The organism is Frisingicoccus sp. (assembly GCF_048388605.1).
Classification (GTDB): domain Bacteria; phylum Bacillota; class Clostridia; order Lachnospirales; family Lachnospiraceae; genus Frisingicoccus.
Genome location: NZ_DBGCTU010000002.1, coordinates 1 through 25,574, shown reverse-complemented (window position 1 = coordinate 25,574; position 25,574 = coordinate 1). Strand labels below are relative to the sequence as shown.

The 25,574-nt window shown below is 46.8% G+C and carries 25 protein-coding genes and 1 riboswitch; of the genes, 2 read left to right on the top strand and 23 right to left on the bottom strand.

Annotated features, from left to right (window positions below):
• Nucleotides 1-4: 4 nt before the first annotated feature.
• From ACMN7X_RS00250 to ACMN7X_RS00225, 6 genes are all read right to left on the bottom strand, one after another.
• Nucleotides 5-604 carry a TetR/AcrR family transcriptional regulator C-terminal domain-containing protein gene (locus tag ACMN7X_RS00250; protein ID WP_418745515.1) on the bottom strand — a complete coding sequence of 200 codons (600 nt, stop codon included), beginning with the start codon at nucleotides 602-604 and terminating at the stop codon, nucleotides 5-7.
• Nucleotides 605-737: 133 nt separating this feature from the next.
• Nucleotides 738-1,214, bottom strand: a complete 477-nt coding sequence (ilvN, locus tag ACMN7X_RS00245; protein WP_418745514.1) for an acetolactate synthase small subunit — start codon at nucleotides 1,212-1,214, stop codon at nucleotides 738-740.
• A gap of 6 nt (nucleotides 1,215-1,220) precedes the next feature.
• Nucleotides 1,221-2,837, bottom strand: a complete 1,617-nt coding sequence (ilvB, locus tag ACMN7X_RS00240) for a biosynthetic-type acetolactate synthase large subunit (protein ID WP_418745513.1) — start codon at nucleotides 2,835-2,837, stop codon at nucleotides 1,221-1,223.
• Nucleotides 2,838-2,882: 45 nt separating this feature from the next.
• Nucleotides 2,883-3,488, bottom strand: a complete 606-nt coding sequence (locus ACMN7X_RS00235) for a hydrolase (RefSeq protein ID WP_418745512.1) — start codon at nucleotides 3,486-3,488, stop codon at nucleotides 2,883-2,885.
• Between the two features lie 12 nt (nucleotides 3,489-3,500).
• Nucleotides 3,501-4,025 (bottom strand): nitroreductase family protein, encoded by a 525-nt coding sequence (locus ACMN7X_RS00230; RefSeq protein WP_418745511.1) that lies wholly within the window; start codon nucleotides 4,023-4,025, stop codon nucleotides 3,501-3,503.
• Between the two features lie 75 nt (nucleotides 4,026-4,100).
• Nucleotides 4,101-5,474, bottom strand: a complete 1,374-nt coding sequence (locus ACMN7X_RS00225) for an MATE family efflux transporter (RefSeq protein ID WP_418745510.1) — start codon at nucleotides 5,472-5,474, stop codon at nucleotides 4,101-4,103.
• Between the two features lie 331 nt (nucleotides 5,475-5,805).
• Between ACMN7X_RS00225 and ACMN7X_RS00220 the strand changes: the two genes are divergently transcribed.
• The gene (locus ACMN7X_RS00220) at nucleotides 5,806-7,044 is read left to right on the top strand and encodes a CaiB/BaiF CoA transferase family protein (protein WP_418745509.1); all 1,239 of its coding nucleotides are present in this window, start codon (nucleotides 5,806-5,808) and stop codon (nucleotides 7,042-7,044) included.
• A 218-nt stretch (nucleotides 7,045-7,262) separates the two neighbouring features.
• Here the strand turns inward: ACMN7X_RS00220 and ACMN7X_RS00215 are convergent, their stop codons facing one another.
• The 16 genes from ACMN7X_RS00215 to ACMN7X_RS00140 all read right to left on the bottom strand — a co-directional run bounded on the left by ACMN7X_RS00215 (nucleotide 7,263) and on the right by ACMN7X_RS00140 (nucleotide 22,715).
• Entirely contained in the window at nucleotides 7,263-8,570 is a 1,308-nt protein-coding gene (locus tag ACMN7X_RS00215; protein ID WP_418745508.1) for an O-acetylhomoserine aminocarboxypropyltransferase/cysteine synthase family protein, read from the bottom strand.
• A gap of 115 nt (nucleotides 8,571-8,685) precedes the next feature.
• Nucleotides 8,686-9,798, bottom strand: a complete 1,113-nt coding sequence (locus tag ACMN7X_RS00210; RefSeq protein WP_418745507.1) for an ABC transporter ATP-binding protein — start codon at nucleotides 9,796-9,798, stop codon at nucleotides 8,686-8,688.
• A 3-nt stretch (nucleotides 9,799-9,801) separates the two neighbouring features.
• Nucleotides 9,802-10,854 (bottom strand): FecCD family ABC transporter permease, encoded by a 1,053-nt coding sequence (locus tag ACMN7X_RS00205; RefSeq protein WP_418745506.1) that lies wholly within the window; start codon nucleotides 10,852-10,854, stop codon nucleotides 9,802-9,804.
• Between the two features lie 19 nt (nucleotides 10,855-10,873).
• Nucleotides 10,874-12,031, bottom strand: a complete 1,158-nt coding sequence (locus tag ACMN7X_RS00200; protein WP_418745505.1) for an ABC transporter substrate-binding protein — start codon at nucleotides 12,029-12,031, stop codon at nucleotides 10,874-10,876.
• Nucleotides 12,009-12,986, bottom strand: a complete 978-nt coding sequence (locus ACMN7X_RS00195) for a hypothetical protein (protein ID WP_418745504.1) — start codon at nucleotides 12,984-12,986, stop codon at nucleotides 12,009-12,011. Before ACMN7X_RS00195 ends, ACMN7X_RS00200 begins: the two co-directional genes overlap by 23 nt.
• A gap of 31 nt (nucleotides 12,987-13,017) precedes the next feature.
• Nucleotides 13,018-13,983, bottom strand: coding sequence for a sirohydrochlorin cobaltochelatase (locus ACMN7X_RS00190; RefSeq protein WP_418745503.1), 966 nt, complete (start codon nucleotides 13,981-13,983; stop codon nucleotides 13,018-13,020).
• Nucleotides 13,984-14,177: 194 nt separating this feature from the next.
• A riboswitch (cobalamin riboswitch) is annotated at nucleotides 14,178-14,346 on the bottom strand.
• A 60-nt stretch (nucleotides 14,347-14,406) separates the two neighbouring features.
• On the bottom strand, nucleotides 14,407-14,763 hold the full coding sequence (locus ACMN7X_RS00185) for an HAD family hydrolase (RefSeq protein ID WP_418745502.1): 357 nt from the start codon (nucleotides 14,761-14,763) through the stop codon (nucleotides 14,407-14,409).
• Between the two features lie 134 nt (nucleotides 14,764-14,897).
• A complete protein-coding gene (locus ACMN7X_RS00180; protein ID WP_418745501.1) occupies nucleotides 14,898-15,965 on the bottom strand; it encodes a Coenzyme F420 hydrogenase/dehydrogenase, beta subunit C-terminal domain in 1,068 nt (355 codons plus the stop codon).
• A 12-nt stretch (nucleotides 15,966-15,977) separates the two neighbouring features.
• Nucleotides 15,978-16,238 (bottom strand): hypothetical protein, encoded by a 261-nt coding sequence (locus tag ACMN7X_RS00175; protein WP_418745500.1) that lies wholly within the window; start codon nucleotides 16,236-16,238, stop codon nucleotides 15,978-15,980.
• Nucleotides 16,231-16,866, bottom strand: a complete 636-nt coding sequence (locus ACMN7X_RS00170; RefSeq protein WP_418745499.1) for an indolepyruvate oxidoreductase subunit beta — start codon at nucleotides 16,864-16,866, stop codon at nucleotides 16,231-16,233. Before ACMN7X_RS00170 ends, ACMN7X_RS00175 begins: the two co-directional genes overlap by 8 nt.
• A complete protein-coding gene (locus ACMN7X_RS00165; RefSeq protein WP_418745498.1) occupies nucleotides 16,863-18,746 on the bottom strand; it encodes a thiamine pyrophosphate-dependent enzyme in 1,884 nt (627 codons plus the stop codon). Before ACMN7X_RS00165 ends, ACMN7X_RS00170 begins: the two co-directional genes overlap by 4 nt.
• Before the next feature lie 189 nt (nucleotides 18,747-18,935).
• Entirely contained in the window at nucleotides 18,936-19,364 is a 429-nt protein-coding gene (locus ACMN7X_RS00160) for a hypothetical protein (RefSeq protein ID WP_418745497.1), read from the bottom strand.
• Nucleotides 19,357-19,566 carry a helix-turn-helix domain-containing protein gene (locus ACMN7X_RS00155; RefSeq protein ID WP_178042663.1) on the bottom strand — a complete coding sequence of 70 codons (210 nt, stop codon included), beginning with the start codon at nucleotides 19,564-19,566 and terminating at the stop codon, nucleotides 19,357-19,359. The genes ACMN7X_RS00160 and ACMN7X_RS00155 overlap by 8 nt, the downstream gene beginning before the upstream one ends.
• A 408-nt stretch (nucleotides 19,567-19,974) precedes the next feature.
• Nucleotides 19,975-20,436: a GAF domain-containing protein gene (locus tag ACMN7X_RS00150; protein ID WP_418745496.1), complete on the bottom strand. Its 462-nt coding sequence runs from the start codon at nucleotides 20,434-20,436 to the stop codon at nucleotides 19,975-19,977.
• Nucleotides 20,437-20,469: 33 nt separating this feature from the next.
• The gene (locus ACMN7X_RS00145; protein WP_418745495.1) at nucleotides 20,470-21,843 is read right to left on the bottom strand and encodes a sodium-dependent transporter; all 1,374 of its coding nucleotides are present in this window, start codon (nucleotides 21,841-21,843) and stop codon (nucleotides 20,470-20,472) included.
• A 146-nt stretch (nucleotides 21,844-21,989) separates the two neighbouring features.
• A complete protein-coding gene (locus ACMN7X_RS00140) occupies nucleotides 21,990-22,715 on the bottom strand; it encodes a nitroreductase family protein (RefSeq protein ID WP_418745494.1) in 726 nt (241 codons plus the stop codon).
• Nucleotides 22,716-23,324: 609 nt separating this feature from the next.
• Between ACMN7X_RS00140 and ACMN7X_RS00135 the strand changes: the two genes are divergently transcribed.
• Complete coding sequence (locus ACMN7X_RS00135; protein ID WP_418745493.1) at nucleotides 23,325-23,936, top strand: DUF1349 domain-containing protein; 612 nt, start codon at nucleotides 23,325-23,327, stop codon at nucleotides 23,934-23,936.
• A gap of 248 nt (nucleotides 23,937-24,184) precedes the next feature.
• Here the strand turns inward: ACMN7X_RS00135 and ACMN7X_RS00130 are convergent, their stop codons facing one another.
• Nucleotides 24,185-25,186: a Gfo/Idh/MocA family protein gene (locus tag ACMN7X_RS00130; RefSeq protein ID WP_418745492.1), complete on the bottom strand. Its 1,002-nt coding sequence runs from the start codon at nucleotides 25,184-25,186 to the stop codon at nucleotides 24,185-24,187.
• Nucleotides 25,187-25,574: the final 388 nt, after the last annotated feature.

Genomic DNA, 25,574 nt, shown 5'->3' with positions numbered 1-25,574 from the left:
AATGTCATTTTTCGGCGATATTTGTCAGATTTTGTTCGCCGCTGCGACGATAAATTAAATCCAGCAACGACCTGGATAACAATACCTTAAATGCCTCAAGAACTTCTTCCACATCCATCCGCATCCCCTTCTGTATCCACTTACTTATGCCAAAGGTAATACAATAAGCATAATACTCCGCGATATTATCCATCGTCAGCATTGGATTTCCATTATCATCATCGACCATCCGCTCCCGCATGACATCCAGCAGCAAATCTTTTAAAAGCTGCCTGACGATCCGATGAAAAATACGGTCCTCTCCAATTTTCGCCACGCGGATATAAAACTCTTTCTCCTTTTTCATCGTGACAAGCATCAGGCGGGTAGCCTCCTCAAGCATATCACAGGATACCAGTGTCCGGGCCGGTTCGATCAACTCCTGTTTAAGAATATACTCGACAACATCATACTTATCCTTAAAATGATTGTAGAATGTCGGACGTTTTACATTCGCCGCATCAGCGATCTCTTTCACGGTTATCTTTTCAAAAGGCATCACAGTGATTAAATGCTTCATACCTGCAACCAATGCTTCTTCCGTGGTTTGCGATTTTTGATTCATAAGTTGTCTCCCCCCGATGTTGTGCCGCAAAAATAAAATCTGTCGTCCTTCTACCCCGAATTCTACCACTTTCTCAAAATTTTGGCAAATATTTCCTTGCTGAAAATTTATGCCGATATTTCATATTTCGACTTTATTCATCCTTTTGAAGCGCAATAACTCCGGTTCGCGCCATCTCGATAATGCCAAATGGCTGAACAATCTTGATAAAGCTCTCTATGATATCCGGACTTGCTTCCAGTTCAACGATCATACTTTTCATAGATACATGGGAAACCTTCGCGTTCATAAGCATGCAGACTTCCATAATATCCTTCCGGGTCGTATTATTATAAGAAATCTTTATCATCAGAAGTTCCCGGCACACACTCTGCATTTCTTTCAGACGCCGCACCTTAATGACATCGACCTTTTTATTTAACTGTTTTTCAATCTGATCAATGACTCTTGCATCTCCTGTAGAGACGATGGTCATATTGGATATCTCATGATTATCTGTTTCTCCAACGGCAAGGCTGTCGATATTATAACCACGCCTTGCAAACAGCCCGGCAGTTTTTGACAACACACCGGCCTGGTTTTCAACCAGTACGGAAAATATACCTTTCATCGGCCTCTACTCCTTTACTTTATCAAATTTATACACATGGCAGACAAGCAACGCTGAATTCTCACAGGCGAGGAACTTCTCAATCGTCTCATCCATTTTTGACATATCTCTCAGATGAAAATAATCCATATCGTAGGCTTCCGCAATCTTTTTCAGATTCGGAATATCTCCCAGTTCCACCGCAATATAATTCTCATTATAATTATTATACTGATATTCACGGACAAGGCCGAGATACATATTCTTCATGATAATAATCTTGATCTTAATATTATTCTGAAGCATGGTCGCCAGCTCATTCATGGACATCTGGAAGGAACCGTCTCCGCAGACCGCAACGACCTGCCGCTCCGGCGCCGCCATTTTTGCACCGATTGCCGCAGGAATGGCATAACCCATCGTTCCAAAACCGCCGGTCGTCAAAAAACGACCCTTTTTCATCACATAGTTGTCCGCCGACCAAAGCTGGTTCTGCCCCACATCCGCAACATAGACCGCATCCTCGTCCATTCTCTCCGTCAAATGCTCAACAAACAAACACGGATTAATAAAACCTTCATGGAATGTCCGATGATCCACACAGTTGACTTTTATACTGCGCAGCCGTTCAACCCAATCCTCAAAGGAAACCTGAATATCATATCCCAGCAGGCTCTCAAAAATAAGACGGGCATCGCCGACAAGAGGAATCGTCGGCCCGATATTCTTTCCAATCTCCGCCGTATCAATATCAATATGAATAATGAGACGGTCCTGCTCCAGCTTCGACAATGCGCCGATGGAACGGTCATTCACTCTGGCCCCGACGATGATGAGCAGATCGCTCTCCGCCACTGCCCGGTTTGCATAAGGCTTTCCGTTAGTTCCAAGCATCCCGAAAAACAACGGATGCCGTTTTGGCATGCTTCCGACACCCATCATGGTAGTAACCACCGGAATACTGTATTTCTCGCAAAATTCCTGGATGACCGGTTCCGCATGGCCGAGAACAACACCGCCGCCGGCGCAAATCAACGGTTTCTTTGCTTTCTGTATCGCCTCAACGACCTTCTTTATCTGAACAATATGCCCCTTTACCTTTGGTTTATAGCCCCGGATTGAAACCTCACCCGGTTCTTTATATTCAAATTCCTGTTCCTGGATATCAATCGGCACATCGATCAGCACCGGGCCCTGCCTTCCCGTGGAAGCAATATAAAAAGCTTCCTTAAAAATTCTCGGAATATCCTTTACATCTTTAACAAGGTAACTGTATTTTACAAATGGTTCGCATGCACCGGTAATATCTGCCTCCTGAAAAACGTCTTTTCCCAAAAGGCGGGTCGATACCTGCCCGGTGATCGCCACCATCGGTATACTGTCCGCATAGGCCGTAGCAATACCGGTAATCAGATTGGTTGCCCCCGGACCTGAAGTGGCGATACAAACCGCCGGTTTTCTTGTTACACGGGCGTAACCGCTGGCTGCATGTCCGCCATTCTGCTCCTGACGGACTAAAATGCTCTGAATCTTTGAATGATACAGGCTATTAAAAAGCGGAGCGATCGCTACTCCCGGATAGCCGAATACCACATCGATTCCCTGAGCTTCCAAACATTTTACCATAGCATCTGCACCTGTCATTCTTCTTCACCCCCGTAATAATAGATAGATACTATATATATTAATTCAAAACTCGTCTTCATTCAACACTAAATTTCTACATTCTTCATTAATATAACTTTCGCAGGAGCGCATCGCCAGAATTGTCTTCTCAAACAGATCATTTAATTCCCATCCAAGCCGTTCCGCTCCCTGGCGAATGACATCTCTGGAGCATCCGGCAGCAAACCGCTTATCCTTAAATTTCTTTTTAAGACTTGAAACTTCCATATCCATAACACTTTTTGAAGGACGCATCCGGGCCGCAGCTCCGATCAGCCCTGTCAATTCATCCGCAGCAAAGAGCACCTTTTCCATCTCATGCTTCGGCTCCAGATCACAGCAGATGCCATAACCGTGGCTGCAGATCGAATAGATCATATCCTCGCCAACGCCCGCTTCTCTCAAAAGCTCCGGCGCCTTTACGCAATGTTCCTCCGGATACAGTTCAAAATCAATATCATGAAGCAGACCGACAATGCCCCAGTAGTCCTCTTCCTCGCCATAGCCCAGCTCTTTTGCATACCAGCGCATCGTTCCCTCCACAGTCAGACCATGCTGAATATGAAACGGCTCTTTATTATATTTTCGAAGCAGAGCCAACGCTTCTTCCCTTGTAATAAGACTCTTCATTCCGTTTTACCTCTATTTCTCCCACGAATTTCCGTAAGTGTCTAAAAACACCCGATCCTCAAGATATCTGTCGATGGCCGGCCGCTCTTTTGTCGACTCGCCCAGCGCAATAATTCCCAGCGGTTCCACGTTCTCCGGCAGTTTGCAAACCTCCTTCATGCAGGCCACCCGGTCTGCCTTCGGGTATACGCCAAGCCATAAGGAACCAAGTCCCAGATCCGTTGCCTCAAGCAGCATGTTTTCCATAGCCGCGGAACAATCCTGAATCCACCAGCCCTGTCCCGGATCCTGCTCCTTCGATAAATCCGCACAGACAAGTATGGCCGCCTGAGCTGTTTTCATTGCGAAAGCATTCACATGGACTTCCGAAAATTTCTTATAAATTTCCGGGTCGCGCAAAACAACAAATACCCATTCCTGGCTGTTCTTCGCACTCGGCGCGGCCATTCCCGCCCGGATGATCTGTTTTACCTGCGCATCTGTTACCGGTGTCTCCGTATATTTACGCACACTGCGGCGTTTAAATATCGTTTCCATAGCTAAATATCCCTCCATTTACGTTATTACAATAAAGTATACATTTTTCATCAGGTTTTGTCTACTCCTGTCAGCCTATGGGATCACATGAAATTCTGCCCATTTACCGCTGAAGAAGCGCCATGTGAACACTAGGGCACGCACTGTCCAGTCCGTAAACATTCCGATCCAGACCGCCATCGGTCCAAAACCAAAAAACCGACATAAAATGACGCACAGCGTCACACGGAACAGCCACATAGTTATTGTTGATGTCACCATGGAAAAGCGGACATCCCCCGCCGCCCGCATGCCGTAGGCCGGAACAAAAGATAAGGTCCACACCAGGGGCTTGACAACAGTGATCCATCCGGTCATATAAATACACAGGCCGGCGCTCTCCGCTTCCATCCCTCCGAAATAGGTGACAGGCCTCACCATGGCGAAAACAAGAAGGCAGCTCAGAAGGACTACGATTTCTCCGAATCCGGTTAATTTTTTAATATAGTAGGCCGCCTCCTCTTTCTGTCCCGCACCCATGCACTGTCCAACCACCGTCATCAGCCCGATGCCGATACCGATCGCTCCAATGCCGCTGAGATTCTCCAATATATTTGTCATCGCCTGAGCTGCGATCGCCACCGTTCCCAGGGTTGAGACCGTCGACTGAATGGCAAGTTTTCCAAACTGGAACATGCCGCTCTCAACCCCCGTCGGCAGCCCGATCGACATTATCCGATAAATCAGCTTTCCGTCCGGGCGCTCAAAATGATACATTCCTATCACATGCCCCGGCTTATGTAAAAAATAAAGAATGACGACCGCACAGAAAATCCTGGACAAAAGGGTTGCTATCGCCGCTCCGGCAATCCCCATGTGGAAACCCCAGATCAGCACCCCATTTCCGATAATATTTAAGCCATTGGAAATCACCGAAATGATCATCGGACATTTGGTATTCCCCTGCGCCCTGAAAATAGAAGAGGCCCCGCCGAAAAGGGCAATAAACGGAAATGAAAGCGCTGTATAAAAGAAATAAGTTTTCGACGCCTCCATCACACTTTCTTCCACCGCCCCAAAGATCAGCCGGAGCAGCGGCCCGTTCAAAATCAGGCAAAGGGCCATGATCGATGTTGAAATCACTCCCACAACAAAGAGAAGCTGCCCCGCCGCCCGGTTTGCCTCTTTTTCATTCCGGCTGCCCAGATACTGAGAACAGATAATCGTTCCCCCGGCGGCCAGTGCCGAAAAGACCTGAATCACCAGAATATTTAAAGAATCCACCAGTGATGCCGCTGAAATAGCCGCCGACCCCACATTGCTGACCATAATCGTGTCCGCTGTTCCCATCATTGAATTTAAAAACTGTTCTATGACAAGGGGCAGCAAGAGCGCAGCTAATGCCCGATTTGAGAAAATATGCGCCTGCGTCCCGGCTCCTTTCTGCCCTTTTAACCCTGATACTTTCATCCTTTGATTTTCACCTCAGCTACTTATTATACTCCTTGCGGGCTATGATGCAAGTTTCGAGTTTTTTTCGCAATGGTAAATATATACAATATTGTGCCATAGAGTTTAGATTGGTTGGACCAATTTTTGTCTAATTCTTACAAACTTTTTTTTGCGCAATCGTTTCCATATTGACAGTTAATCTAAAGGATGTTAAAACAAAGTAGAACTTTGGGAAATACATATTTTTCTGCGCGCAACCTTTTAAAAGTATTTATTTTCTTCCAAGTCTTCCGCCGTACGACGATTGGTAACCGTTGATTTTGTACACAACTATTAAGGAGAATCAAATATGGCACAATTAGAAGGAATCCGAGTAGTGGACTTATCCACTTTTATTGCAGGACCTTCCTGCGGAAGAGTTCTGGCAAATTATGGTGCAGAAGTCATTAAAGTCGAATCACCAAAAGGTGATGATTTCCGTGTAATTGCACGCAGCTACAAATATCCGGCTCCAAAAGAGGACGGACATGATTATGGACTTGATGGGCTGAACGCAAACAAGCGTGACCTTTGCATTAACCTGAAGGACCCTAAAGGTCAAGAGGCCTTTGGCAAGCTTCTCGCATCTGCCAACGTATTTTTAACCAACAACCGTGTTCAGGCGCTGAAAAAACTTGGACTTGATTATGAGACGCTCCACGAAAAATATCCGCACTTAATTCATGCGTCTATTCTCGGATACGGCGAAGTGGGCCCGTTAAAGGATAAACCGGGCTTTGACTATACCGCATATTTTTCAAGAGGCGGCGTTGCCTTATCCATCATGGAAAAAGACACTGCGCCCGGCGTACCGATTTCCGGTTTCGGTGATTTTTATGCCGGTATAGCCCTTGCATCCGGTATTCTGGCCGCTTTATACCGCCAGGCAAGGACCGGAGAAGGAGAACGTGTGACTGTATCTCTGTTAGACACCGCAGTCTATGGCATTTCATGGATGATGGGCGCTATGGAATACGGAAGCATACTTCCTACAAGCCGGAAGCAGACAAACAGCGCCACGGCGACAACCTATAAGACAAAGGACGGCCGCTGGCTGCAGTTGGCTATGCTCCAGTATGATACACAGCTCCCGCGATTTGTAAAAGTATCCGGGGCCGATTTTCTTCTGGATGACCCGCGTTTTAACACTTATGAAGCAATGCTTCAGAATATCCCTGTGATGGTGGAGGCTCTCGAACCTGTATTTGCCCAATTCACTTTAAGCGAATGGGTTGACAAACTGACAGAAGCCGATATTCCGTTTGAAATCGTTCAGACAATGGAAGAAGTCGCCACAGATGAGCAGAACTGGGCCAATGATTATATTTATAAGAAAACAACACCGGATGGCAAAAACGTTTATTATGCAAGAACCCCGGTATTTTTCACGGAGCGCCCTGCCATCAAAGATGAGGAAGGACGTATCGGACGATGCCCGTATCTCGGCGAAGATTCCGTTAAAATCCTGGAAGAGATCGGTTATTCTTCCAATGAAATCGCTGATATGGAGCGAGAGGGCGTCATCATTCAGGATCATAAACACGATTAACGGAATTATCGTGTTTACGATCCCTGTTTACGCAAATCAAAGACTTTTTTAAACCGAAGTGAAGCGTTCTCCAACGCGTAATCCTGCAAGAGGGAATTCCAAGGCACAGGGAATTCCCTCTAAACTTCTTTTCGGTATCTTTACATGTCTTTTGGTTTAACGCACGTTTTATACCATATCATATTTTTTATAAATTGTCCAATAAAATATCGAGTTCCCTATACGACCGCTTTAAACGCTTCCTCAAGATCTTCAATAATATCATCAATATTTTCGGTTCCTATGGAAAGACGAATCGTATTCGGTTTAATTCCCTGCTCCAGCAGTTCTTCTTCTGTGCACTGACTGTGAGTTGTTGTTGCCGGATGAATAACAAGGGATTTAACGTCAGCCACATTGGCAAGCAGGGAAAACAGTTCCAGATTATCAATAAAGTCCTTGGCCTTCTGGGCATCTCCTTTAATTTCAAATGTAAAAATGGAACCGCCGCCCTCCGGAAAATATTTCTTATACAATGCCTGCTGCTCAGGATCATCCGAAACGGACGGATGATGCACCTTTTCAACCTGCGGATGCTTATTCAAATACTCCACAACTTTCAGCGCATTTTCCACATGCCGCTCTACCCGCAGAGATAAGGTTTCCAATCCCTGAAGGAAAATAAAGGCATGGAACGGCGACAGGGTCGCACCCGTATCCCGGAGCAAAATTGCCCGAATCTTTGTGACAAAGGCCGCCGCACCGGCAGCTTTTGTAAAGCTGACGCCGTGATAACTCGGATTCGGCTCAGTCAGCGACGGAAATTTGCCGCTGGCCTCCCAATCAAATTTGCCGCCGTCAACAATAACTCCGCCAATGGTTGTTCCATGTCCGCCGATAAACTTTGTTGCCGAATGGACAACGATGTCCGCGCCGTACTCAATCGGCCGGACTAAATACGGTGTGGCAAAGGTATTGTCCACAACCAGCGGAATCTTATGGGCATGGGCGATCGCTGCAATTTTCTCAATATCCGCCACATCTGAATTTGGATTTCCCAATGTTTCAATAAAAACAGCCTTCGTATTCTGTTGAATCGCCGCCTCAATTTCCTCATAATCAGATGGGGCCACAAAAGTTGCCGTAATTCCATATTCCGGCAATGTATGAGCCAACAGGTTATAGGTTCCGCCATAGATGTTTTTCGACGCTACAATATGGTCTCCCGCATGGGCCAGATTCTGAATCGTATAGGAAACTGCCGCCGCGCCGGAAGCTACCGCAAGCGCCGCCACACCGCCTTCAAGGGCCGCGATCCGCTGTTCGAATACATCTTCTGTCGGATTGGTTAAACGTCCATAAATATTTCCCGCATCCGTAAGTCCGAACCTGGCCGCCGCATGATCGCTGTTTCGGAACACATAAGAAGATGTCTGATAAATCGGCACTGCCCGCGCATCGGTCACCGGATCCGGCTGTTCCTGACCGACATGTAACTGTAAAGTCTCAAATTTTAAATTTCTCTCTGCATATGTTTTCTTTCCCATAACTTACCTCTTTCCGCATACTGTTTTCTGCTATTATAATAAATTTTTATAATTCCTATCTGTTTACAAGGTAATAATAGCACAATTGCGATTTTGCGTCTAATACAGAAATTCACTAGCCAGCTATAGGTTTTTCTTCTAACTTATTCACTTTTTTTGCATACTCCAATAACCGGACATTTGCCTGCTCCCAAAATCCGAAGGAATCCCGACAGCAGATAACTCTCTGACATTGGTCAATGGCCGTCTTCGCCGCGGCTATCTGCTCTTCGGAAATCGGCTCAAAGGGTTCAACCCCGATCACCTCCGCCGCAAGTGCCTTCGCAGTCGGATAATCCAAATCATTTTCATATAAAATGCCTGTGATAAAGGGAATACCCTTCCGCTGAAGCCGACGGAAAATCTTTCGTCCGGCCCCTGCGCCGCCGATGACAAACACCTCCGGGGCTCCTTTCGGCGCTTCCAACTCCAGCAGGCCGCTGCCCTCCTCAAAGCTTCCGGCGGTCATTCCAAAAAGGCGTGCAATATAACCCGGTTCAAATATCTCCTCCGGCGGTCCGAATTTTTCCACACAATCTCCCTTTACACAGAGAATTTTATCCGAAACCCGTTCGGCCAGATCCAGCTCATGGAGGGACATAATAACAGAAAGCTTCTTTTTCCGCGTCATCTCCTGGAGAATTGTCATAAATTCCAGTTTATATTTGACATCCAGATAGGATGTCGGCTCATCCAGCAGAATAACCTCCGGTTCCTGGCAGATAGCCCGCGCGAGCATGACCCGCTGCCGCTGACCGTCACTGATCTTCATAAAATCCCGGTCTCTCAGCCCGCTCATATGAACAAGCTCCATGGCCTCTTCCACCGCCTTCCTGTCCGTCCCGGACAGTATCCCGAACTTTCCCGTGTAGGGATAGCGCCCTGTCGCCACGATATCCTCACAGGTCATCATTTCCGAATGAATCCTCTCCGTGAATACCACAGCCATTCTCCGTGCCAGCTCATTTCCGGACATTTGCATCAATTCCCGGCCATCCAGCCAAACCGCACCGCCCAAAAGTTTTAACTGCCCGGCAATACTCTTTAATATAGTAGATTTTCCTGCGCCGTTTGGACCGATCAGGCTCAATATCTCTCCCTGCTCAATATGAATTTTAATATTCTGAATGAGAGGAATTCCCTGATATCCTACCGTCATGGCCTCTGTATAAAAATATTTTTCCCCCATAGGTCACATCTTCTCCTTTTGACGGTATATCATCACCAAAATAACTACCGGCGCTCCAAACACGGCAGTCACCGTACTGATACTCAATTCTGTCGGCGCAAACAATGTCCGGGCGATCAAGTCACAGAACAGACAAAACACACCGCCGCCCAAAAAGCAAGCCGGAATCATAAGAATCGGCTTCGACGTCCGAAAAAGGTTCTTAACCAGGTGGGGGACCGCAATTCCCACAAAGGATACCGGCCCGGCAAAGGCGGTAATACAGGCCGCCAGTACGCTGGACAAAACAACCAGCGCCGCCCGGAACATTCGAATATTTATACCCATATTCTGAGCATAGGCCTCTCCCATCTGATAAGCAGTGATCGGCTTGGACATAAAAAAGACGATCATAAAAACAATAAGGACAACCAGCGCCATCACCGCCACATTGTCCCATGTGATGCCGGAAAAGCTGCCCTTCGACCAGTTGTGCAGATTCACAATATCCGCATCATCCGCAAAGGTGACGACTAAATCCGTAATTGCCGAACAGATATAACCGATCATCACGCCGCTGATGATCAGCATAGACATCCGATTCACTTTCCTGGACATGAGGAGTACAAAGCCCATGGAAATCATGGCCCCGACAAAGGCGGCAATGATCATCACCGCCGAGCCGGCCCTCAATGAGTTTCCCAGAGAAAACACCATCACCAGCGCCACCGTCAGCTTCGCCCCCGATGAAATTCCCAGAACAAAAGGTCCGGCAATGGGATTGTGAAAAAATGTCTGCAGCAGATACCCGGCAAGCCCCAGAGCACCGCCAAGAATCGCCGCCGCCAATGCCCGAGGCAGCCGGATCCTCCATAAAATATTGGCTGCAGTATCTCCAATATCCTGCCCCAGAAGGCTTTTTATAATTTCCTCTACGGAAATCGGGACGCTTCCGGCACAGATATTCCACACTAAAAATACTGATAACAGCCCGGCCAGTACGGCAAAGGACAAAATATAACGGATGCGCCGGTTTCCGGCGGAAATATTTTTTTCTCTATGGGCTTTTGTTTCCATGCTCCTATCCTCTCTCCTACTATTTCAACAGATACATATAGGCCGTATCCGCGGTCTCGCCCTCAGTCAGCATTTTATAAACATCCATAATAAAAGTTCCCAGAGACATGGACTCCTGATAAAAATTACTTGTCGTACACCACACATGGCCCTCTTTGACCGCCTTAAAATCTTTCAGCAGATCACTTTTTGACAAAAGTTCATCCATTGAGCCGATCTCTCCGTCCACTGTACTATTGTAAATAAGATAGTCCGCATCCTTCGCCCCAGCGTAAAATTCCTCAATCTGCATATTCGTTGAGGATGATTTACTCTCCACATCCCCAAGATTCTCAAAGATATATTTGCCTCCGGCCAGCTCGATCATTTTCGGCACATAATCCGAGGATTTCCGAACATTCACCGCACCGTTGGCCGTCAGATAAAAAAAGGCCACCGTTTTCCCTGTATTCTCCTGATGACTGATTTCATCCAAAGTTTCTGTCTGCGCCTTAAATGCCGCCTCGGCTTCGGCCTCCCGTCCCATCAGAACGCCGTAAAGCTTTACCCACTCCATTCGTCCAAGGGGATGGGATTCATAACTGGAACGGTCGATCAGCACCGGAATTCCGAAACCCTCAAGCTGCTCCTGCACTTCCGGCGTGTGGGTAATCATCATATTTTCAATAGCCAAACGACAGCCCTCGGACAAAATGCGCTCATAATCGGGCATACTGTATTTTCCCGCATAAAGGATATCTCCGGCCTCCATCGCCGCCCTTGCCTCCTCGATATGCCACCCGTCCGCATCTGTTCCCGAAAGCCGTATGGCATCCATGGCATCAATGGCCCGAAACATATCCATCACCGCCGAAGCCACCATATAAATATGATCCACAGGCTGTTTCAGGACAACAATATCTTCATCCAGATTTTCCGGCGCTTCCTTTCCCTCCGGCACAACTAAAAAACGGCTGCCGTCGGATATGGAAATAAGTGCATAGCCATCACTGTAATTGTCAACGGCAAATTCTTCGGCATAATCCAGACTCATCCGACTTTCATATTCGAGCTCCGGGCTGATATCCCTGTCCTCAGACAGTCTGCCTCCCGCCTCCTCCGGCGAACCGCAGGAGACAAGCGCTGTCACTGTAAATATAAGAATTAAAAAAATATTAAATATTTTTTTTAGCTTCATTGGAAGTTCCCTTCTTTTTTCGAAATATAAGTGAAAGGGCAACCGCAGCGCCGGCAGCCAGGGCAGCCCCGACGGCAATCATCGTAGCGTTTGTACCGCTCTGAATCGACGCCTTATCAAAGGTAAGCATATATTCAATCTCATGCGGCGTACTCATCGCTGTCGTATCCGCTGTCACTGTCATTGCTTTATCAAATGCAAGCACCGGAATCTCAAAAACACTGTTCCCCTCCGAATTGACCGGAAAATATTTTTTCCCATTGACAACCATATAGTCATAATTTGAACTGCTCCACTCGATGACAGCCGTTGCACTCTGATCTTCGATCCGAAGAACTGCCGGTGATGTGATCTCCGCTCTCCCCGTGCCTCCGGCCAAGTCCACCTGAACAGTGTATTCACCGTCTTTTAAATCGATTGTTTCCGCTTCCACGGCAAAGGCCTCCTCCGGAAGGGTTTCCGCTTTAAAAAAGATTTGATGGTCATACCATTTTTCCTTCCGTTTGCTGAAGCCGGTACATTCCAGTTCCTTATTCAGCGCTTCCACCGGCACTTCATAGGTATAGGCGCCCTCGCTGTCTTCCACAAAAGCCGCATAGGCCGATTCATCCGCCGCCACGGCTTCCTCCCCGGTTCCCATAAACAGCTTTAAATAGCCTGTACCGCCCAGAGTCAGCACTGCGGTCATCCTTCCATCCTTTACAGTCAGATCCGCATGGACGATCCGAAACATGGATGAGCTGGAATCCACCTCAATCTCATAGGTTCCTTCAATTAAATTTTCTGCGTAAACCGGCTCCGCGCCTTCCTCGCCGACGGTCTGCTGAGCGGCCCGCTCATCATCCCCGGCAATTAAATCTGAATTTTCCTCCCCATGGCAGATTACCGGTGTGCCAAGCACACCGGTAATCATCATGAGAAGCGCTGCAAAATATACTATTCGTTTTTTCAACATCGTTTCTCCCTGTCATTCAATTATTTAATTATTATTTTGCAAGGCTGTCGATCGCCGCCTGTGTATGTGCTACATAAATATCCTGAATCGAAGGAAGCTCGCCAAGACCTTTCAAAATGCACTCAACCTCATAATCTGCCGCTTCAAACTGGCTCTTCCAGGAATCCTCCTCATCGCCGGCCATATCATTGTTTGCATGATCACCGGCAACAACCATCAGAGGCTCCAACACAACTTTTGTGTATGTACCCTTAGCCGCCAGGGCTTCCTTCAGATCTTCCAGCGAAGGTTCTGCTTCAACGGTTCCGATATAATAATTTTCATAGCCGCCGGCTGTCATCTTTTCCTGAAGTTTTGCATAGATACCATTGGAATCCGCCTCTGTGCCATGTCCCATAAAGCAGATGGCTGTCTGTCCGTCATCATAGGAAGCTGTCTCTTCCGCAATCGCCTTTGCCACTGCGTCAAAATCCTCATCGCTGGTCAATAACGGCTCCGCAAGAACGACCTGCTCAAATTTGTCTTCATACTCTTTCAGGGCATCCGCCAGATCCGTATATTCATAACCATCCATCAAATGAGTCGGCTGAACAACCAGTGTCTTCACGCCATCAGCGACAGCTCTGTCCAACGCTTCTTCCACATTGTCGATTTCAAGGCCGTCACGTTCTTTCAGTTTATCAATAATAATCTGGCTTGTGAACGCACGACGTACTTCATATTCCGGATTGGCATCTGCGATCGCGGTTTCAATAGCGCCGATCGTAGCCTCCCTGCTGTCATTATAGCTTGTTCCGAAGCTGACGACCAAAATCACTTTATCGACCGCTTCCCCGGCTGTTGTTTCTGCCGCTTTCGTCTCATCCACCTTCGTTTCTGCCGCTGTTTCAGCCGATGTCTCAGCTGCCTTTGTCTCTTCTTTCTCATTGCCGCATCCGGACAAAATCATTGTGCCCATCAGGGCTGCCGCTAAAAATGCTGCGAATCTCTTCTTCATGATTCTCCTCCTCTTTCTGACTTTTTCAGTCTGACTGTATCATTGAATAATATACAGGAAACATCACCCGGAAAACCCGCGCCTCATCCGTCGGCATAGAAAAAAGAAACCCTCTGCTAAAACTTGCAAAGGGCCGCATAATACAAAATCAAATTTCATATGTACAACCAATTACTCGTGGCCTGGAACTATCTGTTCCTGTACAACAGTCAGGCAGGTCTCCTGGCTTATAGTTCAACGCCTTCGGCCATCTTCCCGGTTTCCCAGTGACATCTCGGCCTCAGCTCCCTAAATACAGTGACGAGTTCGTACAGGATTCTCACCTGTTTCCCTTTTCACCAGACACAAAATATGTAAAATAAAACAATTTCTGTCTGACACCTGCTGTTATCTTATTCAGTTATTGATAATATAGCACACTTGCTATAGCTTTGCAATACCTACAATCTCAAGCATCGCCACATCGTTATAATTATCTCCGATGGCCATCACATTTTCCAGGGATATCTGAAGAATCCGTGAAAGCTGACGAAGGGCAGTTCCTTTATCCGCTAAAGTAAAATCAAGCCACGGCTCCCCGGCCACTGCCACGTTAAAGAAATCCCGCCATCGGTCCCCAAGAGGTTTATCAATGCCTGCCGCCCCGTCCCGGCAAAAGGCCGAAATTTTTACGATCGGTTCCGGCACTTCCTCCGGGAACCGGACAATCGTTATCTGATTCCCAGTGAAATCCCGGATTACCCTGACAATCTCCATCTCTTTCGGGCAGAGGTAACTCATATTGGCCCGGGATTACCCGGCCCATAAATGACCGCCCCGTTCTCACATATATAGTAAATATCATCCGCCACCTCCCGAAAAAATCTCCGATGGGCATGGATGCTCAATCGGAGATTTTTCACAAAATAATTATTCTATTCAGCGTTTAGTTCGTGCATATATTCCTCGCCATTGCGTTTCTTTCCGAGGGAGGCATTTTTGATTTTCTGCAAGCCGGTTTCCGGCACATCTTTAAATTCCAGGATCCCTTTCTCACGGGCCAGATTCAAAAGCTGCTCGCCTTTTTCCGTGCGGACGATCACCTGATTCCATCCCTTGTCAACGTCCCACCCGTCAGCGCTTCGGGCTCCGCCCACAGACAGATCGCTGAATTCCGCAGTCATATCGGTACAGGCATGGCAGGCCTGACGCACGATTGGGGTGACTTCATCCAAATCTACGGAAATGTCTTTCCCGTCCTCGCGCAGTACCAAAGAATGATATTTGCTCGGCGGAATATCCATATGGCTTACTTTCTCCGGATCGGCATATTTTGCCGTCAGATCGTGAATGTCGTTCCATTCCAATCCCCATCCGCAGAACAGTCCAAAGACCATACCGATGTTATCCGCATTGTTATCATTTTCCGGCAGAGGTTTTGATTTCATTTTATAAACTGCCAGCGTCTTACACGGTGTTCCGACAACGCCGATCTTATGATATTTGTTTTCTTTCAATGCCTGATTCAAAACAGCCAGTGTCGGCGGAATCTGAAATGTGCTTCCCGAACAGGCACGGATCTCTTCGGCTGTCGTGGCAAGAACACCTTTCGCATCCAAACCGCCTTTAGACCGGGTCAAAACTGCTGAATCAATAAAGCCTTCCTTTAATGCCAGCTCCACAAGGGCTGTCATCGTGCCGCCGTGCTGTGCATTGCCGCGAATGGTCTCATCCGCAACCCGGGTCAGATAAAGCCCCCGGAACGGCCCGATCTCCGGTGTCAGTGTCTCTGCCGGGAAGAATTTATTTTTCAAAGCATCTAAATCTGCCGGCATACGCGGACAGAAAGCCTGACAACGGCCCTCCGTGCGCTCGCAATCAAAAAAACATATCGTACGGCCTTCATGAGAATCCCAATAAGGACACATGCCCTGGCAAGCACCGCAGCCCGTACAAAGCCCAGGCTTAATCACTTGTGTATCAAGTGCAAATGTACTTAACATTTCATATCCCCCCTAAGTCATAATTGTCGGTATATTAAATACCTTTACAGTCATCTCATCTGCGCTGTCCGGCAGATAGTTGCCAAGAATATGTTTGGAACCGCAGAGATGATCCTGAACAAGATATCTATACCCCGGCTTCTGGGGGTCTATAAATCCCGCCTCGTATAAATGTGGTGTCAACGTGTCAATCACCGTATTCCGCGGGAGTTTTAAGGTAAGCACCGCATCCGTGGTGTGATGCTGAAAATGTACAGTAATGATATCACTCATTGGTGCCGCCTCCTTTCCCGTCGATGGCTTCACAGCCTCTGGCAAAGGCTTTCTGGTTGATCTCCAAAGCCCGGCCCCGGAAACGCTGTGCCAAAACTGCCGCCAGCTCTTCTGTATTTAACGGCGAGCCCTCCAACCGGCTGAAAGCGCCAAGCAGCGCCACGTTCGCTGCTCTTGTATCGCCGATTTCCATGGCAATATCCGCAGCCTGCACCGCATGAGCCTCCGCGGTCAGCGCTTCAAGTTCTTTTTTAATATCCTCAATGGCCGGATAGCTCTGATTTCCCTGCAATACGCCCAACGGATAAACCGGGCGCGGATCATAAATGACCATGGTATTTGCTCCGGCATACTGGCGCGCCATCCGCAACGTTTCAAGCGGCTCAAAACCGATAATAATATGAGCTTCACCGGAAGGAATCAAAACGCCCAAATCTTCGGTCTCAGATACACGCACATGGCTCATAACCGAACCGCCTCTCTGGGATGCGCCGTAGGTTTCTCCGACAGCCACCCGATACCCGAGGTCATTCATCGTGCTGGCAACGATTTCGGAAGCCAGAACATTTCCCTGTCCGCCGATGCCGCAGATGACAATGTTCAGCGGGTCAAATTTCAATTTTTTCATTCTTCCTCACCGCCTTCCACTTTAATCGCGCCAGAAGGACAAAGCTGGGCACATACACCGCAGCCCACGCAGGACATCGGATCGATCTTGGCTTTATTTTTCGTGAAATCCCATGAATTGCCCGGGCATCCCCAGACACGGCTGCAGAATTTATCACAGCCGCAGCCGTCGCCATAGCAGATATCCTGATCCACATAAACTCTGCGGCGTTTTGTTGTCTGCTTAGACATAAGAGTCGCGCATGGCTGCTTCATAATAAGGACCTTCAGGCCATCCTGATTCAACAAATCCCGAAGAACTTTCGATGTTCCCTGAACATCAAACGGGTCCGCAACGGTTACCCGGCAGCCGATCGCTTCGCAGATCTTTTCAATCGACATCGGCTGTGTCTGATCGCCCATCGCTGTAATCCCGGTGCCCGGATGCGGCTGAAAGCCGGTCATGGCCGTGGCCGAATTATCCAAAACCATCAGCAGCATATTCGCATGATGATAGCTGGCATTGACAAGTCCCGGAATAATGGTATGGAAAAATGTGGAATCACCACACATGGTCACAACCTTCTGATTCAAACCATAAGAAGTCAACTGGCCGAGACCTTCCGCCAGATTAACGCCGGAACCCATGGCATTACATGCCTGATAAGCCCAGAAACCGGCCGCCTGACTGGACATTATGTAACATCCGATATCGCCGACAACGATTCCCGGATTCTTTTCATATTTTAAAGCTTTCTTTAATAAATAAAACGTTGCCCGATGCGGACAGCCTGCGCAGAATGTCAGATCACGTACCGGCAGCGTATCGGCCACACCTGTCTTTTCTTCATAATCCGGCGTATCCGCCAGCGCAGCAACCGCATTCATCACGATATCCGGATTTAATTCTCCGATTCTCGGCAGCGCACCGTCAGACCTGCCTGTAAATGCAATATTTAAACGATACTTACCCGCAAGTGCCTGCAGATTATGTTCCAGAACAGGGTCCACTTCTTCTAAAACAAGCACCCGCTCTGCCGAGCGCATATACTGAAGAATATATTTCTCCGGCAATGGCCATACGGTTGCAAGACTCAAAAGGCCCACTTCATCGCCCGCCTCCAGACGGCGAATCGCTTCATGGCAGTAAAGCCGCCCGGTTCCTCCGGCCACGATCAGTTTCTTAGGCTGCTCCGGTCCTTCATAATGGTTATATGGACAAGTCTCAAAAACTTCCTGAATATTATCCAGCTTTTTCAGCATCGGCTCATGGAGATAATTGACGCAGGTCAATCTGTCCCACTCGCCAACCTGCTGCATCGGATGCGGTTTCGCCGGCAGTTCGCCTAAAACCACATTCCCACGCCCATGACAGACACGGGTCGTCAAACGCACAAGCACCATCTGCTGCGTTCTCTCAGAAAGTTCAAAGGCATACGGAATCATATCCTTTGCTTCCTGCATATTGGTCGGCTCGAGCATCGGCACATCGGCAGACATCGCCTGATAGCGAGAATCAAACTCATTGGTGCTTGAATGCGCACTCGGGTCATCCGATGTGATGATAACAAGTCCTCCCTTAATTCCATGCTGTGCGCCACAATGAAGTGCATCGGCCACACATAAAAGGCCATTCTGCTTAACAACACATAACGACCTCGCATTTGCAAGTGATGCGCCGATACAGGCCTCTAACGCACATACCTCATTCGTTGACCACTCTGCATAAAAATTTCGTTCCCGGGCAATCTTTCCCAGCATGCCCAGTACCTGTGAAGACGGAGAACCCGGATAAGACGCCGCAAAATTTATCCCGGCTTCAACCGCTCCACGCACAACGGCTTCATTCCCCTGCATTAAACAAACCTTGCCAGGGGCATCAGCTGTTATTGTCCATTCCATGGATTTAAGTCACCTCCCTTTCCCAAACTCCAACTGCTTTGCCTACTTATGTCAGATTGGGAATATTGACGATTTTGTCAATATTATTCTATCACGTATGAGGCAAATTGCAATATAGGAGGCAGAACTTTGGCCTTTTACCCAAAAACAGATTCCTTTCTATTACCTTTTGCAGATATTTCCTCGCAGCTACATTTTCCTGCAGAGGTGTTTATAAATAACCGCAGCCACCAGATAATGCACAACAGCCATTGCAAAGCAAAAACATATAATCAGATAATTTACTTTGAGTAATGACAGCACAAAAGCCCCAATAAAATAGAAAACCATAAATGCATTCCATGCAATATATCCCGACTTATATCGAATATAGATTTTCCTCTCGTCTTTTAAATCGATATCCTGAAGTTTTTTCTTTTTCTCATAAGCTTCCCTGTTTTTCGGTTTATTATGATAATAATTTCGAATCCAGTTCCCGACACAGTTCAAACTCATCCCCACGCCGCACCCAACCATTATTGATGAATAATAATCAATATCCATGATAATACCTGCCGCAGCAAGAACACAGCCGACAATAAACAATATAACCATATTCCGATTTTCCCGTTTATTCATCCGATTTCGCCTCCTCATAAATAAATATCTCTTCAATACTCATATTAAAATAACGCGCGATTTTAAAGGCAAGTATAATCGACGGATTATACCTCCCATTCTCCAGAGATCCAATCGTCTGCCTGGACACTTCCAATGCCTCCGCCAGCTCTTCCTGCTTAATATTCCGTTGTTTTCTTAACTCTTCCAGCCGATTCTTCATAACAGCTCTCCCGATATGTAAAGTTTACTTTCCATAGTTTTATTATAGTTCATTCTCTGCAAATGTCAAGTAAACTTTACATTTCTTTTTTATACATTAAAAAGAAGCTGTTCTCACGAACAGCCCCTTATATCGCTGACAACCATTGAACATTCTCTTTCAGAAAAGGGGAGCAATGCCTTCGAACTGCTTGAAAGAAAAATCGAAGCCCGGGCAGACTCCCTTGAGGTGCCCCCGATCTGCCGCATCGAATATCGGCCCAAACTTATTGTCCGAAATTCAACCGGCCCCGCCAGGCCGACTCATTAATTATACGAAAACAGGCCATCGCTCCATAGATGACCACTCACCTATAGAGCAACGGCCCTTTTTTACTTGATTATTTTCACGTAATCGCTCCCATATTTTTTACAATATATGCTTCTCAATAACCGAAATCAACTTTTCCAGCCCGAGACGGTCATCTTCTTTAAAACGTCCCTCCACCGGGCTGTCGATATCCAGAACACCGATGATCGCTCCAATTCTATGGATAGGAATCACAATCTCGGACATGGAAGCCCCGTCGCAGGCAATATGTCCCGGAAATTCATGGACATTTTTCACAACCTGCGTTTCATTTCTGAATACCGCCGTTCCGCACACGCCTTTGCCGATCTCAATCTCAATGCAGGCCGGTTTGCCCTGAAAAGGCCCTAATACAAGCTTACCATCCTGAATAAAATAAAAACCCGCCCAGTTAATCTCCGGCAAAGACTGGTACAGCAAAGCCGACAGGTTCGCATAATTCGCTGTCGGATAGGGCACGCCCCCGATCAGCGCCTCCGCCTGCTGTATCAGTAAATCATAAAAATCTGACATATCTTTCATCCCCACTCCTATTATTCCTCCAATTTTCGATTCTTACATAGAAATCAAGCCAAACACATTGGCCACTGAGCTAATCAATATAATGACTACAAAAATCGGACAAAGATATCTTATCATAAAGTTAAATACTTTTTTCCGTTTAAAAGGCGCACCGTCTTTTTCCACTTCTTCCGCAATCCGTTCCGTTCCAACGATACGGACAACAAGCAGGCAGGTGGTCAGCGCCGCGATTGGCATCATCACAGAATTTGTCAGAAAATCAAAGAAATCGAGAAACGGCATCCCGATAATCTGTATAAAGGCCAACGGCCCGTACCCAAGGGATGACAACGTTCCCAGGGCAATAATAATTACTCCGGCAACCATCGTCGCCCTGCTCCGGCTCCATTTCATTTCATCCTCAAAGGTTGCCACCGCACTTTCGGTCAATGCAATTGCGCTGGTCAGCGCCGCGAAAAACACCAAAACAAAAAATAAAATTCCCATCGCCGTTCCAAAACCCATGCTGTCCAATACTTTCGGAATCGTGATAAACATCAGCGACGGTCCGGCTTTCAAAGTCTCCGGATCTCCGCCGGAAAAAGCAAAAACGGCCGGGATGATCATAAGACCCGCCATAATGGCAATGGCCGTATCAAAAATCTCAACATTTCGGGTTGCTTCCTCAATGGCCACATCCTTTTTCATATAGGAACCGAAGGTGATCAAAATGCCCATCGCAATAGATAGTGAATAAAACATTTGTCCCATGGCCGACACCACCGTCATCCATGAAAAATTTTCAAATTCAGGCACAAGAAAATATTTTACGCCTGCCATGGCGCCTTCCCGCGTCATCGAATAAACCGCAATAACGACTGCCAGCACAACCAGCACCGGCATCATAAACTTTGACACCCGTTCAATGCCATTTTCCACTCCGGCATAAATGACGGCAAGTGTCACTAATGCAAAAATCAAAAACCATATTTCCGCTGAAAAACCGCCGGAAATAAAGCTGTCAAAATAACCGTCTGCCGCTAATGTACTGCAATTTCCCCGTATATATTCAAACATATACTTAATGACCCATCCGCCGATAGTTGAATAATATGGTACGATCAGCATCGGAATAATGGCATTCATCCATCCCCCGAAACGCAGATGCCATGTACGTCCAAAAGCACCAAATGCTCCCACCGGGCTTTTTTTCGTCATACGCCCTATAGCAGTTTCCGCCATGATCATCGTATATCCAAAGGTCAATGCCAATAGGATATACACAAGCAAAAAAATTCCGCCGCCGTATTTTGCTGCAAGATATGGAAAACGCCATATGTTTCCCAAACCTACAGAGGCACCGGCCGCCGCCAGTACGAAGCCGATCTTCCCCGAAAAACTGCTTCTCTTCTCCTCATGTTTACTCATTCAATTGAATCCCCCTGAAATTTATTTCAAATGAAAAAATTGCCCTCCGTCAAGTCTTTTGAACCTAACGGGGGGTATTTTCCATAATCTGTAAAATTCATTATACACGAAACAGCCCGGAAATCAAAGCTTTTTAGAGATTTATTTTATTGAAAATCCTCCAGATAAACAGCAACCGACCGCGTCATCTCCCGCGAAAAGTCCGAGTTGTATTTTCTCTTACAAAAAGCTTCCATCCACTCCTCATAAGACTGTTTTCCCGTCTTTATTGCAAACATTTCCCGATACTCTTCCTCCGACATCTTCCGATAACCATTCTCATGAATCAGGTGCTTAAGTGCCACTCTATTCGGCTTAAGCCGATCTGCCTGCTGCTGCGTCGGATATCCAAAAACCAGCATCCCAACCGGAAAAACATAGGACGGAAGCGCCAGAATATCCCGATGTATTTCCACATTTTCCATAATATCCCCAATATAGCAGGAACCAATTCCAAGACTCCACGCTGCCGTCACCGTATTCTGGGCAGCAATCATCGCATCTGAAACAGCCAGAAGCAAATCTCCTGCCCCCGGAAGTCTCGGCTCACAGCCTGCTGCCTGAAAAGCCTCATACCACTTCCTGCAGTCCGCGCAAAAAATCAGCACCATTTTCCCCTTTGCGATAAAAGGCTGATGATCGCAGCTTTCTGCCAGCTTCTCTTTCAGGGCAGCATCGGTAATATCCAAAATCGTATACAACTGCTGATTTCCCGCCGTAGGCGCCATAGCGGCCGCCTCCAAAATCAACTGCTTGTCCTCATCGGATATCTCCTGTTCCGTAAATGCTCTGACGGATTTTCTTTCAAAAAGCTGACGAATCACTTCATTCATATTGTTTCCTCCTCAAATCTATCTTTATCAAAATTCCCACTGCCGGATCATATTTCATTATACACTTGCTGCCCCGGAAATTTAAGTTCTTTTAACGAATTATTTTAATTCCCCACTTCATGCAGTCCACTTAAAAAACGCAAGGCCCTCCGAGAATTATACCCATTCGGGTACTCCGTATATCAGATGCCCGAATGGGTATAATTTTAAATTCACAAATACCTTTTCTTATTATATAATCATATTAACAATATAATATGCTTAACCGGGGAGCCGATGGGGCGATTATGCCAACCGCTGGATATTAAATGAAAGGGGTTGGTGCTAATGATTACATTTTCGGATTTAATCCAATTTGTGATAATGCTTTGCGCTGTGATAACTCTTGTTGTTTACATATCACGCAAAAAGTAGCGCCCTCTGTCTGGTAAACTAAGGCGCTACTTTTTGTAGTCTATTACTTACCGGCGGCTAGGTGTATTCTAGTCATCGGCTCTCTTGTTAAGTATATTATATGCCATTGATACGGATTTTTCAACCATAATTTAATCAGCCTCTTAACCCTCAAAAGGGGCTTCATTTAATCTCTCAGTATTGGAGGAGTGCAAAATGAAATTCGATGTTTCAAAATTACAATGGACAAGAGAACCGGAAAACTATCGGATTTCCCCGGAGAAAATCGAGATTACCACAAAGCCAAATACGGATTTGTGGCAAAGAACCTATTACCATTTCCGCAATGACAATGCCCCTGTACTTCAGATGAAAACCAGTGAACCCTTTTTTTCTTTTGTTGTTAAAACGGAATTTGCCAGTCATCACCGGTTTGATCAATGCGGTGTTGTCGTTTATCTGGACAGTGAAAACTGGATCAAAGGATCTATCGAATATGAAAATGACCAATTCCAGCACCTTGGAAGTGTAGTAACCAACCACGGCTATTCGGATTGGGCCACAACGGAAATCGATGCCAATATAAAATCTATGTGGTATCGGTTGAGTCGGCGGGAAGACGATTTCCGCATCGAATGTTCGGAAGACGGTGTTACTTACCGGCAGATTCGGATTTGCCATCTGTTAGAGGGTATGGGAGAAATTGCATTTGGCATCTATGCCTGCAGCCCGGAAGATTCCTCTTTTCTGACCACTTTCACCAACATGGAACTCACTGAATGCAAATGGCCGGCCCATGACGGGCAAGCTCCGGATAATACATACTGAAATGCCCCACATTGCCGTTAGGCGCACCTTGATAATGCTGCGCATTTCCTCCTTCGAGGGCATTCGCAGAACACCTGTTAAATTTCAAAAAGAGCCAGACGCACAAACGCAGAGCCGATAACACGCAGATTTGAAATGCGATTATCGGCTTTTGCTTTTATATAGTGAACGACCAACCTGTTCAACTCTTAGCTTGACTTCAAGCGGAAATAGAAATAGTCCTGCCCTGAAAGCTGGCTGTGTGCCAGTCATAGATGGTCTGGCGTTCCATACCCAATCGCCGACAGGATTCGGTCTATGATACGCGCATTTGCAAGCGAGAAAGTCCCGGAAACCGCAGGTTTCTCACCATCTATGATACATCGGCCAAGCTGTTCAACTTCCAGTCTGTAGTTGTGCGGAACATCAATTGTTCGAACCTCATCAATGCCGTCAAAAGTCTGCAGACGGTAGCTCAATTTCCCATGCGCATTAAAATTAAATCTGTCAGAGCTGATCTCTCCTTTAGTTCCATGAATCTGGAAACTGGCAAAGCCGCGGTGCTTATCTGTCGCCAAAACCATCCCACATTCAATATTTGCAACAGCACCATCGGCATACTCAAAAATACTCGTTGTATAGAGATCAATGCCGTCAGGCGCTTTATGGGCAATCGCCTGAACCGTCTCCGGCTCCCTGCCGAGAATACGGAGGACCAGACTGTTTGCATACACGCCCAGGTCATAGGTGCAGCCGCCGCAAGTTTCCTTACGCATGCGGATGTTGGAGTGATTATAGTCAGAAGTACAGAATCCTGCCTCCATGTAGCGGATATCTCCAATTACACCACTCTGCACATCCTCCGCCAAAGCAGAAATAATCGGAGAATGCAGATACGCAAATGCCTCCATCATATACACGCCGTTCTCCTTTGCCGCATTGAACATTTCCTGCGCTTCAGCAGCAGTCGTGGCAATCGGCTTTTCGCAAAGCACATGCTTCTTTGCCCGCAGAGCACGGATTGTCCAGTCGTGATGCATCGTATTTGGAAGCGGAATGTAAACTGCTTCGACCTCCGGATCCGCAAGGAGTTCCTCATAGCTATTATAAGCCTTCTGAAAGCCATATTTCTCCTTGAATTTCTCGGTTTTATCCGGACTACGTCCTGCAATAGCGTACATTTCGCAGTTCTCCGCCTGACGCATTCCTTCTGCGGTATTCCGCTCGAAGATCATTGCCGTGCCCATAACACCCCATTTTACTTTTCTCATTTTACGCCTCCTAAATCTTTTTATGCTCTGATTATATCGACTGATAAAAAAGGGCTTCCCGATTTCTCGGAAAGACGATAAGCACACTTCGAAAATGCTTCGCATTTCCTCAGTCGCAGACATTCGCTAAATGCCCGCTGACACGTAAAAACAGCCACTTGCAAGCAAGCTTGCAGTGGCTGTTTATTACGCGTCTTCACGCGCTTATCTCATTGCTTTCGCGCAGATTACTCAATGATCGTAGCAACACGGCCTGATCCAACAGTACGTCCACCTTCACGATACTTTAATCCCGTTTTATCTCATATTTTTTATGGTTTTCTCTCCAAAATACAGTGAAAAACAGCTGAATTGCACCACCTATTTTGATTTGCCTGATTTCTTGGCA

Bases quoted from the DNA above. Each gene is read 5' to 3' on its own strand.
- ACMN7X_RS00175 (WP_418745500.1), bottom strand. From the start codon at position 16,238: ATGAGTGATATCATTACTGTACATTTTCAGCATCACACCACGGATGCG.
- ACMN7X_RS00160 (WP_418745497.1), bottom strand. From the start codon at position 19,364: ATGAATAAACGGGAAAATCGGAATATGGTTATATTGTTTATTGTCGGC.
- ACMN7X_RS00210 (WP_418745507.1), bottom strand. From the start codon at position 9,798: ATGGGGGAAAAATATTTTTATACAGAGGCCATGACGGTAGGATATCAG.
- ACMN7X_RS00130 (WP_418745492.1), bottom strand. From the start codon at position 25,186: ATGAGAAAAGTAAAATGGGGTGTTATGGGCACGGCAATGATCTTCGAG.
- ACMN7X_RS00220 (WP_418745509.1), top strand. From the start codon at position 5,806: ATGGCACAATTAGAAGGAATCCGAGTAGTGGACTTATCCACTTTTATT.
- ACMN7X_RS00170 (WP_418745499.1), bottom strand. From the start codon at position 16,866: ATGAAAAAATTGAAATTTGACCCGCTGAACATTGTCATCTGCGGCATC.
- ilvN (WP_418745514.1), bottom strand. From the start codon at position 1,214: ATGAAAGGTATATTTTCCGTACTGGTTGAAAACCAGGCCGGTGTGTTG.
- ACMN7X_RS00215 (WP_418745508.1), bottom strand. From the start codon at position 8,570: ATGGGAAAGAAAACATATGCAGAGAGAAATTTAAAATTTGAGACTTTA.
- ACMN7X_RS00230 (WP_418745511.1), bottom strand. From the start codon at position 4,025: ATGGAAACGATATTTAAACGCCGCAGTGTGCGTAAATATACGGAGACA.
- ACMN7X_RS00155 (WP_178042663.1), bottom strand. From the start codon at position 19,566: ATGAAGAATCGGCTGGAAGAGTTAAGAAAACAACGGAATATTAAGCAG.
- ACMN7X_RS00200 (WP_418745505.1), bottom strand. From the start codon at position 12,031: ATGAAGCTAAAAAAAATATTTAATATTTTTTTAATTCTTATATTTACA.
- ACMN7X_RS00140 (WP_418745494.1), bottom strand. From the start codon at position 22,715: ATGAATGAAGTGATTCGTCAGCTTTTTGAAAGAAAATCCGTCAGAGCA.
- ilvB (WP_418745513.1), bottom strand. From the start codon at position 2,837: ATGACAGGTGCAGATGCTATGGTAAAATGTTTGGAAGCTCAGGGAATC.
- ACMN7X_RS00195 (WP_418745504.1), bottom strand. From the start codon at position 12,986: ATGTTGAAAAAACGAATAGTATATTTTGCAGCGCTTCTCATGATGATT.
- ACMN7X_RS00180 (WP_418745501.1), bottom strand. From the start codon at position 15,965: ATGTTAAGTACATTTGCACTTGATACACAAGTGATTAAGCCTGGGCTT.
- ACMN7X_RS00190 (WP_418745503.1), bottom strand. From the start codon at position 13,983: ATGAAGAAGAGATTCGCAGCATTTTTAGCGGCAGCCCTGATGGGCACA.
- ACMN7X_RS00150 (WP_418745496.1), bottom strand. From the start codon at position 20,436: ATGAAAGATATGTCAGATTTTTATGATTTACTGATACAGCAGGCGGAG.
- ACMN7X_RS00225 (WP_418745510.1), bottom strand. From the start codon at position 5,474: ATGAAAGTATCAGGGTTAAAAGGGCAGAAAGGAGCCGGGACGCAGGCG.
- ACMN7X_RS00135 (WP_418745493.1), top strand. From the start codon at position 23,325: ATGAAATTCGATGTTTCAAAATTACAATGGACAAGAGAACCGGAAAAC.
- ACMN7X_RS00235 (WP_418745512.1), bottom strand. From the start codon at position 3,488: ATGAAGAGTCTTATTACAAGGGAAGAAGCGTTGGCTCTGCTTCGAAAA.
- ACMN7X_RS00145 (WP_418745495.1), bottom strand. From the start codon at position 21,843: ATGAGTAAACATGAGGAGAAGAGAAGCAGTTTTTCGGGGAAGATCGGC.
- ACMN7X_RS00185 (WP_418745502.1), bottom strand. From the start codon at position 14,763: ATGAGTTACCTCTGCCCGAAAGAGATGGAGATTGTCAGGGTAATCCGG.
- ACMN7X_RS00205 (WP_418745506.1), bottom strand. From the start codon at position 10,854: ATGGAAACAAAAGCCCATAGAGAAAAAAATATTTCCGCCGGAAACCGG.
- ACMN7X_RS00250 (WP_418745515.1), bottom strand. From the start codon at position 604: ATGAATCAAAAATCGCAAACCACGGAAGAAGCATTGGTTGCAGGTATG.
- ACMN7X_RS00165 (WP_418745498.1), bottom strand. From the start codon at position 18,746: ATGGAATGGACAATAACAGCTGATGCCCCTGGCAAGGTTTGTTTAATG.